The organism is Ruminococcus sp. Marseille-P6503, from assembly GCF_900604945.1.
Lineage (GTDB): Bacteria > Bacillota > Clostridia > Oscillospirales > Ruminococcaceae > FB2012.
This window is the reverse complement of the sequence record NZ_UWPB01000002.1, coordinates 1,008,808-1,021,776: the sequence shown is the minus strand read 5'-3', so window position 1 is coordinate 1,021,776 and position 12,969 is coordinate 1,008,808. Positions and strand designations below refer to the sequence as shown.

General features: G+C 44.9%; 8 protein-coding genes. 4 read left to right on the top strand and 4 right to left on the bottom strand.

Annotation, left to right across the window (positions count from 1 at the left end):
- Positions 1-170 precede the first annotated feature (170 nt).
- The 4 genes from EIH25_RS10900 to EIH25_RS10885 form a co-directional block, all read right to left on the bottom strand.
- Positions 171-1,262, bottom strand: a complete 1,092-nt coding sequence (locus tag EIH25_RS10900; RefSeq protein WP_124101067.1) for a hypothetical protein — start codon at positions 1,260-1,262, stop codon at positions 171-173.
- Positions 1,263-1,525: 263 nt separating this feature from the next.
- Positions 1,526-2,725 carry a hypothetical protein gene (locus tag EIH25_RS10895; RefSeq protein WP_124101066.1) on the bottom strand — a complete coding sequence of 400 codons (1,200 nt, stop codon included), beginning with the start codon at positions 2,723-2,725 and terminating at the stop codon, positions 1,526-1,528.
- Between the two features lie 250 nt (positions 2,726-2,975).
- On the bottom strand, positions 2,976-5,426 hold the full coding sequence (locus EIH25_RS10890) for a glycosyl transferase (protein ID WP_124101065.1): 2,451 nt from the start codon (positions 5,424-5,426) through the stop codon (positions 2,976-2,978).
- A 100-nt stretch (positions 5,427-5,526) separates the two neighbouring features.
- A complete protein-coding gene (locus EIH25_RS10885) occupies positions 5,527-6,537 on the bottom strand; it encodes an aldose 1-epimerase (RefSeq protein ID WP_124101064.1) in 1,011 nt (336 codons plus the stop codon).
- Positions 6,538-6,844: 307 nt separating this feature from the next.
- Between EIH25_RS10885 and EIH25_RS10880 the strand changes: the two genes are divergently transcribed.
- The 4 genes from EIH25_RS10880 (at position 6,845) to metG (ending at position 12,940) form a co-directional block, all read left to right on the top strand.
- A complete protein-coding gene (locus EIH25_RS10880) occupies positions 6,845-7,051 on the top strand; it encodes a DUF378 domain-containing protein (RefSeq protein WP_124101063.1) in 207 nt (68 codons plus the stop codon).
- Positions 7,052-7,704: 653 nt separating this feature from the next.
- Complete coding sequence (gene uvrC, locus EIH25_RS10875; RefSeq protein ID WP_124101062.1) at positions 7,705-9,546, top strand: excinuclease ABC subunit UvrC; 1,842 nt, start codon at positions 7,705-7,707, stop codon at positions 9,544-9,546.
- A gap of 92 nt (positions 9,547-9,638) precedes the next feature.
- Entirely contained in the window at positions 9,639-10,913 is a 1,275-nt protein-coding gene (locus EIH25_RS10870) for a folylpolyglutamate synthase/dihydrofolate synthase family protein (protein ID WP_124101061.1), read from the top strand.
- Between the two features lie 80 nt (positions 10,914-10,993).
- Complete coding sequence (gene metG / locus EIH25_RS10865) at positions 10,994-12,940, top strand: methionine--tRNA ligase (protein ID WP_124101060.1); 1,947 nt, start codon at positions 10,994-10,996, stop codon at positions 12,938-12,940.
- The last annotated feature ends 29 nt before the right edge of the window (positions 12,941-12,969 follow it).

Below are 12,969 nucleotides of genomic sequence, written 5' to 3'. Positions count from 1 at the left end.
GCACTGCTCCTTTCACAAAGATTTATATACCTTAGTATAGGTCAAATCTCTGCGTAATATGCAGGAAATATTCCAAACGTTTTTAATCATAACACATTTACGCCGCTGTGTCAACATTATTAAGCCATGCCATGCAAGGCTTCGTCAATATCCTGCAAAAAATTTATATATTATTCATACTCCTGCGCCAGCGTACCGTCAACCCAATTGACCAGATCGATAAAGGTTTCACGGCTCAGTACTGTAAAATATTTATTTGCCGGCTGTTCGTTATGAGTAAGGCTGTCCGTAAAGCAATAGCCGTCCGCGGAAATAGTTACCTGAACACGGTCGCGGGCGCTCAGTCCGAATACTATCTGGATAAAATCCAGATTTTCGTCCTTGCTCGGTCTGCTGACAGCGCTTTCGCTTCCGAAGCTTGCTATCATTTTTTCCAGCTCGCTGTAATGATCGCCGCTGAGAATGTAGCACTCCCCGTACACATCTCCGATTTTCAGCTTTATCATTCCATAAACGCCCTCATAAATCTTTATATTGTAATAGTCGTCAAAAACAATAAAATAATGCTGACTCGACGAGGACGCCTTGTAAACTGCCGACGCCTTTTTTGCAGTGTCTATATCTTCAATGTTTGCAGGATCAAGGCTGTCCCACTTTTTATCATATACTGATTTTCCGTTTACCGTAAGCTCATAAAGCTCCTTGTCTTCCTGAGAATCATATACGGCTGAAACCGCTATAGCTTCTGCGGAAAAGCTGTGATCCTCAACAAGCTTTCCGTAGCCACCGCTTACCCGCAGATAATCCGCAGACATACCCGAACCCTCAGGATAATTCAGCTTTATAAGATCGTCAGACACAAGCTCGGCGGAAGAATAGGTGTCCGCCTCGATCACAACGGTTCCATGCTTATTTATGATACCGACAAACCCGTCCTCCTCAAAAACATAATATGTATCAAGGTAGCTTTCAATACATACATATTCCTCGAAAGGCTGCTCTTCAACCTTTTTTGCCAGCTCCTCCTTATTAAACGAGGAGTATATCTCATTTGAAAGCATATCCGGAACGCTTATTTCCTCCATAAACTCCGGAAAGGAATAGTCCTTTATTTCAACAGGCGAAAGAGCGGAATTAACTCCGGTATTTTTTGATTCAGTACTGCTGTTTATCGCGCTGCTTTCATCTTTGTCGCACGAGGTCATAGCTGCTGCCGAAACCGCCGCGCATAAAATGCCCGCCAGTATTTTTTTTATTCGCATTTTATGTTTCATCTCCGATCCTTTTATTTTTACACACGTTTTGTTATATATAAATAATTATAGCACACGGCGCAGAATAAATCAAGCAAAATCTGCCCGCATTTTCGCGGCAGGCGCAGCGGAAGGCTTACAAAACGCCATAAAGCCGGAGAGTTAAACCGAAAAGCGGCAGACCAGACTTCCCGTAAAACACATTTTTTACAGAAAGCCGATCTGCCGCATAGCAGCTGTTCGGTTTTTATGATCAGCTGATTTTAAAGCAATTATTTCTTTGATTTTTTCTTGGATACGAATTTACCGGAATTTACGTCGTAAGCAGCGCCGCTCTTTTTATTCATTATAATTACGACAACGCCTACTGCAAGCACTATTCCCGAAACTACGCCGATTATGATAAATATTACATTTCCGGAGCCGCTGTCTGAACCGGCATTGGTATTCGCCTGCTGAGCCTCCGTTTCGGCCGCTGATGAAACAGCCTCTGACGCTTCCGAGGATTCTTCCTGCCGTTCCTCAGATGAATTCTGAGCGGCGTCAACCTTGTGAGTGCCGTTATCGGTGCAATTGGTCACGGTTATTCCGGTGCATTTCAGCTTGCAGAAGCCCGCGTCGCCTATACAAATGGCGCTTACCTTCTCAAAGTTGGCTGTTCCGTAGGCCTCGATTATATCTATGTAGTCAAAAACCGCCTGGGTATCCGTAAACTCGGCGGGAGCGATTTTTGCCCATACATTCCCGTCCTCATCCGCCATAGGCGTATCGGGGTTTTCCCAGCTCTGGAAAACAAGCTCGCAGGGCGCCTGGTCTACGTCTTTTTTATCTATTTCATAGTCGACAATTATCTGCGACTTTGAAGTCATTCTGGTCGTGTCAAAATCCGTGTATTCGACCATAATGCTCTGTCCCCAGTTTTTAGACTCCTTAGCGTCTTTACAGTCGATCTCAACGGATTTAAGCGAGTTTTCACCGTCCAGATCCTCCTCGGCAATACAGTTGGTAATCGTCATTTTTGTAAGCTTGACAGAGGTTATTCCCGTATCTCCGATAAGAATCGACTTTATCTGCTTAAAGTCCTTGGTGCCGTATGCCTCAGCCATATCGTCAAAATCAAATACGGCCTCGCCGTCGCCGAAGTCTAAGGGAGCCACCTTGACCCACAGTCCGCCGTCGTCGTCAGCGTTGGGAGAATCGGTATTATCCCAGCTCAGAATTATAAGCTCCACCGGCGCCTTCTCATAATCCGCGTCTGTTTCAAACTCAATCTTTACCTGAGAATCAGCCGACATTCTCAGAGGGCTGAACACATCGGCGGTAAGCTCAAAGGTTTGTCCCCAGTCTGACGCTTCCTCTGCCGCTGAAACGTCGATCTCAACATCCTCTTTTGCAAAAGCGGTAAGCGCAAAGCTGAGAAAAAGCGCAGCGCTCACTGCCAAGCCGGTCAATGCCGATAAAAATTTTTTCATGTTCACTTCTCCTTTTGGTAATTTGCACAATGTTATTACACATAATATATGTAATTTTACCATATTTCATTGTTATTATATCACAATGCAAAATTGAAGTCAACAACTCAAAATGGGTAAAAGGCGCAGAAATTTTTATGTTTTTCACTTGCTTAATTGATAATTATCACAAATTTCATTGTTTTTATGGATAAATAATAAACATAAAAAGCGCAGTCCCTTAAAGGAGCTGCGCTTTTATAACCAGCTGTTATCCCATTATAACCTCGACTTCATGAGCCGTACCCTTTTCAAATACCGGCAGAATATTTCCGTTAATCTTCACGCCGTCAACTGTTACGCTTCTGATTCCCTTGGAAATATGATCGGGATTCTTAACCGTTATGCTGTATGTATTGCCGCGGTATTTTCTGACAAGCTTAAAGCCGTCCCATGACTCAGGTATTGAAGGATCAATCTTCAAGCCGTCGTAATCGGGAATACATCCGAGAATAAACTGAGATATTGCCACAAAATTCCATGCAGCAGTTCCCGTCAGCCATGAATTCTTTGCCTCGCCGTGTCTGCCCGCGTCCTTTCCTGCAATCATCTGAGCGTATACATAGGGCTCGGTTCTGTGCAGATCGGAAATATCCTCAAGATATGCCGGAGCGATCTTTGAATAGTATTCAAAGGCCTGATCTCCGCGTCCTATGGCCGCCTCGGCGCAAATTATCCACGCGTTGTTGTGACAGAAGATACCCGCATTTTCCTTGTAGCCCGCAGGATATGTGGAAATCTCGCCGTATTCCTTATAGTACCTTGTAAACGCGGGATTGTTCAGCACAAGACCGTATTTGGAATCAAGATATTTCTTTACGCTGTTTAGGGTAAGTATATCCTTGCCGGAATCTCTGCCGAGTCCGCCCATAACCGCAAAGCCCTGAGGCTCAATAAATATCTTGCCCTCCTCACACTCATGAGAACCGACCTTATTGCCGAAATCGTCGTATGCACGGAGGAACCACTCTCCGTCCCAGCCGAATTCCATCGTATTTCTGTTCATTATCTCGATCTCAGACTGAGCCTTTGCAGCCTCGTCGTCAAGACCCTTATATCTGCACAGAGCGACATATTCGGGTCCGATGTAGGACATCATTGCCGCAACCATTACAGATTCCGCCGTACGACTGAATTTATCCTCCCCGTATTTAGGAGAAGTATAGGTCTGGAAGCTTTCACCGGGAACGTCCGAATGACAGGAAAGGTTAAGACAGTCGTTCCAGTCGGCTCTCATTGCAAGAGGCAGACCGTGAGGACCTATAAATTTAGCGACGTGCCAGAAGCTCTGCTTCAGGTGGTGCATCATTGTCTGAGCCTTGCTTTCGTCATTGTCATAAGGCACCATTTCGTCAAGTATCGAGTAATCTCCTGTTTCCTTTATATACTGAGCAGTGGAAAGTATCATCCACAGCGGATCGTCTGAGAAATCGCCGCCGATCTCATTATTTCCTTTTTTGGTGAGAGGCTGATACTGATGATAGCAGCCTCCGTCCTCCAGCTGAGTAGCGGCAAGATCGAGTATTCTTTCTCTTGCTCTTTCAGGAATCTGATGTACAAAGCCGAGCAGGTCCTGATTTGAATCCCTGAAGCCCATTCCTCTGCCTATGCCGCTTTCAAAGTATGAAGCGGAACGGGACATATTGAATGTAACCATGCACTGATACTGGTTCCATATATTCACCATTCTGTTGAGCTTTTCGTCGGAGGTTTCAACATGATACTGAGAAAGCAGATCGTTCCAGTAGGCTTTCAGCTCGGCAAGAGCCTTGTCCGCCTTTTCGGCAGTATTCATAGCCTCTATCATTTCATAAGCCTTGGACTTGTTCATAGAGCCGTCGGCGTTCCACTTGTTTTCTCCGTTTTCAACATAACCGAGCAGGAACACAAGCGTCTTTTCCTCTCCGGCTTCAAGCGTAATATCCAGACAATGGGAAGCTACAGGCGACCAACCGTCGGCAACGGAATTATTCGACTTTCCGGCAAGAACCGCCTGAGGATTCTCAAAGCCGTTGTAAAGTCCGACAAAGCTTTCTCTGTCAGTGTCAAATCCGCATATATCGGCGTTTACGGTATAGAACGCAAAGTGATCCCTGCGCTCCTTATACTCCGTCTTATGATAGATCGTTGAGCCCTCTATCTCAACTTCACCGGTATTGAAGTTTCTCTGGAAGTTGGTAGAATCGTCCTGCGCGTTCCACAGACACCATTCAATAAAGGAAAACAGCTTGAAGCTTTTCTTTGATCCAGAGGTGTTTTTCAGCACAACCTTCTGAACCTCGCCGTTGAAATTCTGCGGAACAAAGAACGTTACTTCAGCCTCTACGCCGTTCTTTGCGCCCTTGATAACAGTATAGCCCATTCCGTGGCGGCAGGAATAGCTGTCAAGCTCTGTTTTTACGGGGCTCCAGCCGGGAGACCATATAGTGTCGCCGTCTTTTATGTAAAAATATCTTCCTCCCATATCAACGGGAACGTTGTTATAGCGGTAACGGGTGATCCTTCTGAGCCTTGCGTCCTTAAAGAAGTGATAACCTCCCGCCGTATTGGAAATGAGGGAGAAAAACTCCTGAGTTCCCAGATAATTTATCCATGGATACGGAGTTCTTGGATTGGTGATGACGTACTCCTTGCCGGCGTCATCAAAAAAACCGAATTTCATTTTAAAATCCACCTTTCAAATATTTATATGTATAAATTAATTTACATCAATCAAATTTCCTCGGAAAAGCGATTCGCCGAACCGTAAGAAAAGCCGTAAATCAGTCTGTAAAAAACCTCTGTCCGCAGACAAAGCTTTCTCCTCCCGCAAGCTCGGCATAACCGCTGACCTCTCCGGGCAGACTTAAATTAGGAGAATTTATCATCGCGGTCATCGGCTCGGGGCAGAAATACCCCTTGTCGCCGTCATTATTCCACATATTCCAGAATTTAAACTCCCTGGACACCTCGTTTAATATCCTGCGGCCGGTAGCGGTATCGGTAACGACGATTCCATAAAAAGCCTTACCGTCAAGGTCGTTCATACAGGCTGTAAACATATCGTTTGAAATTTCCTGCAGCGTCGGACGTTTTGTTCCGTTTTTATATTCAGTATCCCAATCTGACAATTCAAGCAGCCTTTCCGTAGGCAGGAACCTTTCGTCAAGCTCGCACTTTTTCTCTACCGGAACGCACAGGCGCATGGAATCTTCCCTGCCGCCTTCCGTCATCGGAGCGTTGATGCAGGTATGAGTGCAGAGCGAAACAGGAAGCATTTTCCCGCTTTTATTTTCAAGCCGTATTTCCTGCTCAAGTCCTTTTTCGTCGGAAAGGGTAAAGGTATATGATATCCTGAAATCAAGGGGAAAATATTTATACATTTCATCTGAACCGTTATGCTCAAAAGAGGTTTTCACAACGGCTTTCCGATCATCGGCAAACGCTTCATCAACGCTGTGGACGCGTTTATGAACCCAGCCGTGCAGAAAATTACCCGTATCCTTTTCATTTATCGGAAGCTTATATAAAGCGTCCGATGTTTTTATAATTCCTCCGTCATAACGGTTCGGAAGATACAGCGTCGGAAGTCCCCAGATCTCTCTGGCCTCATTTATCGTGCCGATCGTGCAGTCATCTCTGTACCGAAAAATTTCAATACGGTTTTTTTTGTCAAAAAGCCTCAGAACTCCGCAGCCGGTTTCCGGTGAAACGACAGCCAGATATTTTTCCGTTTCAAGCCTGACGCATTTAATTCCTTTAAAATCATATTCCGTATCGGCACAGCAGCTCATCTTAGTATATCCCCTTTTTATCCTTTTGATAACGTAAACGTTTAATATCAATAATTATACCATATTAAAAACACATTGTCCAGTGTTTTTTGTATATTATTAAATAGAATTTCAAAATAAAATTTAAGTAATTCTGAACAAAACAAAAAGCTGATTAAAATTCAGCTCTGTTATGCGAAATCCTTTTCGGACAAAAATTTCCGTTTTTTTATCGTATAAATATTTTTTTACCGGCAATAATATGAGTGCAAGGACAAAAAGCTGTCTTTAGCGTGTAATACCATTTACAGAAAGGACGGTATAAAAAATGCTTGACAAGATTGCGCTTTTTCTGCTAATCGTCGGAGGAATCAACTGGGGCCTTATCGGAATTTTCCAGTTTGACCTGGTAGCCTTTCTTTTCGGAGGTTCGGCGGCGATTATCAGCAGAATTATTTATGTGTTGGTCGCAATATCAGCGATCTGGTGCATTTCACTGTTTTTCAGGGATAACGAGCTGGTGGAAATGTCATAATTCAGTTTTCAGGAAAAATTGTTTTTTGACATAAGGAAAGGGAGCCTGTTTTTTCTGAAGAACGTTTCAGGTAAGCGGGTTTGCTCTGTTTCGTCTTCACGGCAGTTCCTCGCAGTCCGTGACGCGGCGCGCGGCTTGCGGGGAGCTGCTGTAAAGCAGACTTCCTTCCCTTATTTCAAAAGCAGATCCTTCTTTGATTTACATACTTTAAAGTAAATGATTGAATTATTTTAACTCAATTTTAGTTACAGGCAGAATAAATTAAATTACTGATGTAAAAATGTCCAGTAAAAGCACACTATATTTGTACAAACCGACGAAAAAGTTAAGCGTTTGAAAATGTTTTTCTCATTTCCTTGACTATTTAAGCAAAATGGAGTATAATCAAATTGATGTTAAGGAATTGAACAATTATTGTTTGATTTAACATCCGTTTTGTTGTCTCCTTTCTTTTGTTCTACACATAGTTTTTTTATTTTATTTTCCGCAGAGCACCGTTGCTCTGCATTTTTTTTGCCGTTTTCAGCAAACTGCATTATTATCGCTTCAGCTCCGGCAGTTTTGTTATTTTAAATTGCCCTTGCCTTGTGTTTTGCCGCTCATTATGATATACTATAAATAAATCTTCTTAAATCTTTTACGGAGGCGTGAAAATGCGAATAACAGACGGCGACAATCCAAGACTTCCCTATCTGCGCGAAAAAACTTCAAAGCTTACGTCCTCTCCCGGCTGCTATATAATGAAGGACTCTTCTTCCAAAATCATATATATCGGCAAGGCGAAAAATCTGAAAAACCGGGTGACCTCATATTTCCGCAAAGGTCAGGATCATCTTCCCAAGGTGTGGAAAATGGTTTCTCATGTAAACGACTATGATTTTATCGTAACAGACTCGGAATTTGAAGCTTTGGTTCTGGAATGTTCCCTGATAAAGCAGTATTCGCCTAAATACAATATACTTCTTAAGGACGATAAGGGCTACAGCTATATCCGTATAACCAACGAAGCTTTTCCCAGACTGCAGAGCGTATTGCAGAAATACGACGACGGCGCCGAGTATATAGGTCCCTATACCAGCTCCTATGCCGTAAGACAGGCGGTTGCCGAAGCCAACAAGGTGTTCATGCTGCCGACGTGCAGCAGAAAATTTCCTCAGGATTTCGGAAAACAGCGTCCCTGTCTTAACCATCATATAAAGCAGTGCATGGGCGTATGCACCGGGCAGATTTCTCAGGAGGAATACAATGCCGTTATACGCCAAGCTCTGGATTATATCAGAAACGGCTCTCAGGACTCGATAGAACGGCTGACCAAAGAAATGGAAGCCGCCGCCGAGGAGCTTAACTTTGAGCTTGCCGCCAAGCTCAGGGACAGAATTTCCGCTATAACCAAAGCTGCGGATAAGCAGAAAATAATCGATCCGAATATGAAAGACGCAGACATAATCGCAGTTTCGCAGAACGGTGAAAAAGCCTGCGCCAGCGTGCTTATGTACCGCGGAGGGCGGCTTTTCGACAAGGCGGATTTCTTTCTCGGCGAGGAGGAGGATCAAACAGAAATGCGTGAAAACTTCATAACCCGTTTTTACTCCAACCGGGATTCCGTTCCTAAGGAAATACTTCTCGACGAGGATATAGAAAACTATCAGCTGCTGGAAAAGTGGCTGAGAGAAAAGTCCGGCCATGCCGTTCACATATCGACTCCTAAAAGAGGTCATATGCTGAGGCTTACCACATTAGCCAAAAGCAACGCCTCAGAATACCTCTCAATAAAGGTAGGCCGCACAGGAAAGGAGATCGTAGCCCTTGAAGAGCTTGCAAAGGCGCTGGAACTCCCCAAGCCCCCGAAATTTATAGAATGCTACGATATTTCCAACCTTGCTTCATCGGATATGGTCGCAGGCATGGTAGTATTTGAAAACGGACGCCCCTGCAAGAAATACTATAAGAAATTTTCCATAAAAACATTATCGGAACAGAACGACTACGCAAGTATGTGCGAGGTGCTGGAACGAAGATTCAGAAACTATTTTGAGAAAACCGACGAAGGCTTCTCCAAACTGCCCGATCTGATCCTGCTGGACGGCGGTCAGGGGCACGTCAATACCGTTACGCCGGTTATAAGAAAAATGGGAATAGACGTTCCTGTTTTCGGTCTGGTAAAGGATTCCAAGCACCGAACCAGGGCGGTCGCTACAGGCGGAGGAGAAATAAGCCTGACAAAATCACGCAGCGCCTTTAATCTTGTTACCAGAATACAGGACGAGGTGCACCGCTACGCCATAACCTATCAGGCGAAAAAGCACAGAAAAAGCTCATACCAGCTGGAGCTGACCAAGGTCAGGGGGATAGGCGAGAAAAAAGCGGTGAAGCTTATGACCCAATTCAAAACCAAGGAAAACCTGAAAAAAGCTACTGTTCAAGAGCTTGCAAAGGCGGCGGGAATTAACGCCGCGGCAGCCGAAGAGCTGTACAAGGTCATTCAGGATATGTAGTCTTTTGGACAGCCTTACAGACAAGCAGACACAAACGCCGCTAAGAATATCGAAAGGAGATATGTTCCCTGACGGAGCATTGCCATATAAAAATGACTGAAGCAGAAAAATATATCAGCAGCTTTTCAAGAACGGGGAAACGCATACATGACCTTGACCGGATCAGATCGCTGCTTTCATTGGTCGGAAGTCCTCAGAAAAAACTTCGTTTTATTCACATTGCCGGCACCAACGGCAAAGGCTCGATGGCGCAGATGTTCAACGAGATACTGATAGACGCGGGTTATACCGTCGGACTTTTCACCTCTCCTTACATAATAGAGTATTCAGACAGAATAAAGGTAAACAACTGCAATATTTCAAGTTCAGAGCTTAACGAAATCATAGAAAAAATCAGGCCGTCTATCGAGCGTCATCCTCAGAGAAAGGAATTTTCCCAGTTTGAAATAACTCAGACGATAGCTTTTCTGCATTTTGTCAGCCGAGGCTGCGATATCGTAGTTCTGGAAACCGGCATGGGAGGACTGCTTGACAGCACTAACGTTATTGAAAAGCCGCTGGTTTGCGTAATAGGCTCGGTTTCCTATGACCATACGGCGGTTCTGGGAGATACTCTGGAAAAAATCGCGTATCAGAAAGCCGGAATCATAAAGCCGAAATGTCCCTGCGTGCTTTCTCCAGGAAACAGTACCGAGGTCGTAAGTATAGTAAGAGAAAGGGCGCTGAATACTGATTCGCCGCTGGATATTTCCGACCTTGCCCTTTGCAGCGTGAAAAAAAGCGATATAACCGGAAATGATTTTACCTACCGAGGCAGGGATTACAAAACGTCTATGGCGGGACTCCATCAGGGTTCAAACGCTGTGACTGTAATCGACGCCATGAAATTCGTATCCGAAGCGCTGCCTGTTTCTCAGAAAAGCATTGCAAACGGCATAAGAAAGGCAAGGCTTTTCGGCAGAGTCGAGGTTATTTCAGAATCCCCCCTTACTATCCTCGACGGCGCCCACAATCCTGACGGAACAAAAGCGCTGGCTGATTCCCTCAAAGCCTTGAAAGGCAGAAAAATAACCGCTGTGATCGGAATGCACAAGGATAAAAACGCGCTCGAAGCGGTAAAAAACCTCATTCCCTTAGCCGACAGCTTTACGGCAGTCGACGGCTTTTCCGATAAAGGACTTGACTTTGACAAAGCTGAGCTTGCCGGACTTATAATAAAAGCCGGAGGAAACGCGCGTCCCGCTCAGGAGAGCATAATAAATGAGATACGCAAAGCAAGAGAAGAGAATCCGGACGGAGCGGTTCTGATCTGCGGCTCTCTTTTTCTAGTCGCATATGTTAAAGCTAATGCAGGTAAATTATTCTGAAAAGCTTGACGTTGATACGGAAAAGTTGTATAATATTAAAAGTGCTTTGCACTAATCTATTCGTTTTAGGAGGAAATAAAATGCCTGAAAAGCCTTTTTACATTACTACCCCGATCTATTATCCATCGGGCAATCCGCATATCGGTCACTGCTATACGACGGTCGCGTGCGATTCCATTGCCAGATATAAGCGAATGCAGGGCTGCGATGTAATGTTCCTCACCGGCACCGACGAGCACGGTCTTAAAATCGAACAGAAGGCTGCCGAAAAAGGCATTACTCCGAAACAGTATGTTGACGAAATCGTAGAAGTATTCAAAAAGCTCTGGGACTACATGAATATAAGCTACGACAGATATATAAGAACCACGGACAGCTACCATATCGAAACGGTTCAGAAAATATTCAAGGCTCTTTATGATAAGGGGTATATTTACAAGGGTGAATATTCAGGAAAATACTGTACTCCCTGCGAAAGCTTCTGGACTGATTCGCAGCTAATTGACGGAAAGTGCCCCGAATGCGGCAGAGAGGTTACGGAGGCGAAAGAGGAAGCATATTTCCTTAAGATGTCGCCTTTTGCGGAAAGAATTGAAAAGCTGCTTACCGAAACCGACTACCTCCAGCCTAAAACAAGAGCGACAGAGCTTGTAAACAATTTTATAAAGCCCGGTCTTGAGGATCTGTGCGTATCAAGGACTACGTTTAAATGGGGAATTCCCGTAACCTTTGATGAGGGTCACGTCGTATATGTATGGATAGACGCGCTGTCAAACTATATTTCCGCTCTGGGCTACTGGAACGAGGAGTATAAAGACTTCGATAAATTCTGGCCGGCAGACGTCCATATGGTCGCAAAGGACATAATGCGCTTTCACGCCATAATCTGGCCTGCAATGCTGATGGCGCTTGAGCTGCCGCTGCCTAAGCATCTGGCAGTTCACGGCTGGATCACCTTCAACGGTCAGAAGATGTCCAAATCGCTGGGCAATGTTGTCGATCCGTTCATCCTCGGGGAAAGATACGGCTCAGACGCTATAAGGTACCATATTCTCCGTGAAATGGCGCTGGGCGCGGACAGTTCTTTTTCAAATGAAATAATGATAAACAGAATTAATTCCGATCTTGCCAACGGTCTGGGAAATCTTGTTTCAAGAACTGTGGCAATGGCTGACAAATACTTCGGCGGAACGCTTCCCTCAGAACGCGAGGAGGGAGAATTCGACCGGGAGCTTATTGAAGAAGCCCTTGCTTTAAGAAGCAAAACCGACGATTTTATTGACAAAACCCAGATAAACAACGCTCTTGCAGAAATTTTCAGGGTAGTTTCAAGGGCAAATAAGTATATTGACGAAACCGCGCCCTGGATTTTAGGAAAGGACGAAAGCAAAAAGGCAAGACTTGCTTCCGTGCTTTACAATCTGCTTGAAACTATCAGAATTACAACCACTCTGCTAAACTGCTTTATGCCCTCGACAATGCCGAAGATCTGGGAGCAGATCGGCGCTGCGGAGTCGGATATTTCCTATGAAAACGCAGGAAAATTCGGCATTCTGCCTGCAAATGCGGCAGTCAGGAGGGGTGAGATCATATTCCCCAGAATTGACGTTGATAAGGAAATAGACGAGCTTAACAAGATCATCGGCAGCAATAAAGCCGAGGAAGAAAAAGGCGAAGAATTTGAGGCTGCTCCTTTAGCCGAACAGATCTCGATTGACGATTTTTCAAAGGTCGATCTGAGAGTAGCGCTTGTAAAGTCCTGTGAAAAGGTCAAGAAGTCCAAAAAGCTGCTTTGCCTGCAGCTTGATGACGGCATGGGCGGCAGACAGGTGGTATCGGGAATTTCTCAATGGTACGCTCCCGAGGACTTAATAGGCAAAAAGGTGATCGTAGTCGCGAACCTTAAGCCTGCGACGCTCTGCGGAATCGAATCAAACGGAATGATATGCGCCGCCGACGCTCCGGACGGCTCGGCAAAGGTCATTTTCCCCGACCAGAGTTTGCCCTGCGGAGCTAAAATAAGATAATCAGCTAAAAAAAGGAGCGGATCACCGCT

Excerpts from the sequence above, each read along its gene's own strand:
- uvrC (WP_124101062.1), top strand. The coding sequence starts at position 7,705 with ATGCGAATAACAGACGGCGACAATCCAAGACTTCCCTATCTGCGCGAA.
- EIH25_RS10870 (WP_124101061.1), top strand. The coding sequence starts at position 9,639 with ATGACTGAAGCAGAAAAATATATCAGCAGCTTTTCAAGAACGGGGAAA.
- EIH25_RS10895 (WP_124101066.1), bottom strand. The coding sequence starts at position 2,725 with ATGAAAAAATTTTTATCGGCATTGACCGGCTTGGCAGTGAGCGCTGCG.
- EIH25_RS10890 (WP_124101065.1), bottom strand. The coding sequence starts at position 5,426 with ATGAAATTCGGTTTTTTTGATGACGCCGGCAAGGAGTACGTCATCACC.
- EIH25_RS10900 (WP_124101067.1), bottom strand. The coding sequence starts at position 1,262 with ATGCGAATAAAAAAAATACTGGCGGGCATTTTATGCGCGGCGGTTTCG.
- EIH25_RS10880 (WP_124101063.1), top strand. The coding sequence starts at position 6,845 with ATGCTTGACAAGATTGCGCTTTTTCTGCTAATCGTCGGAGGAATCAAC.
- metG (WP_124101060.1), top strand. The coding sequence starts at position 10,994 with ATGCCTGAAAAGCCTTTTTACATTACTACCCCGATCTATTATCCATCG.
- EIH25_RS10885 (WP_124101064.1), bottom strand. The coding sequence starts at position 6,537 with ATGAGCTGCTGTGCCGATACGGAATATGATTTTAAAGGAATTAAATGC.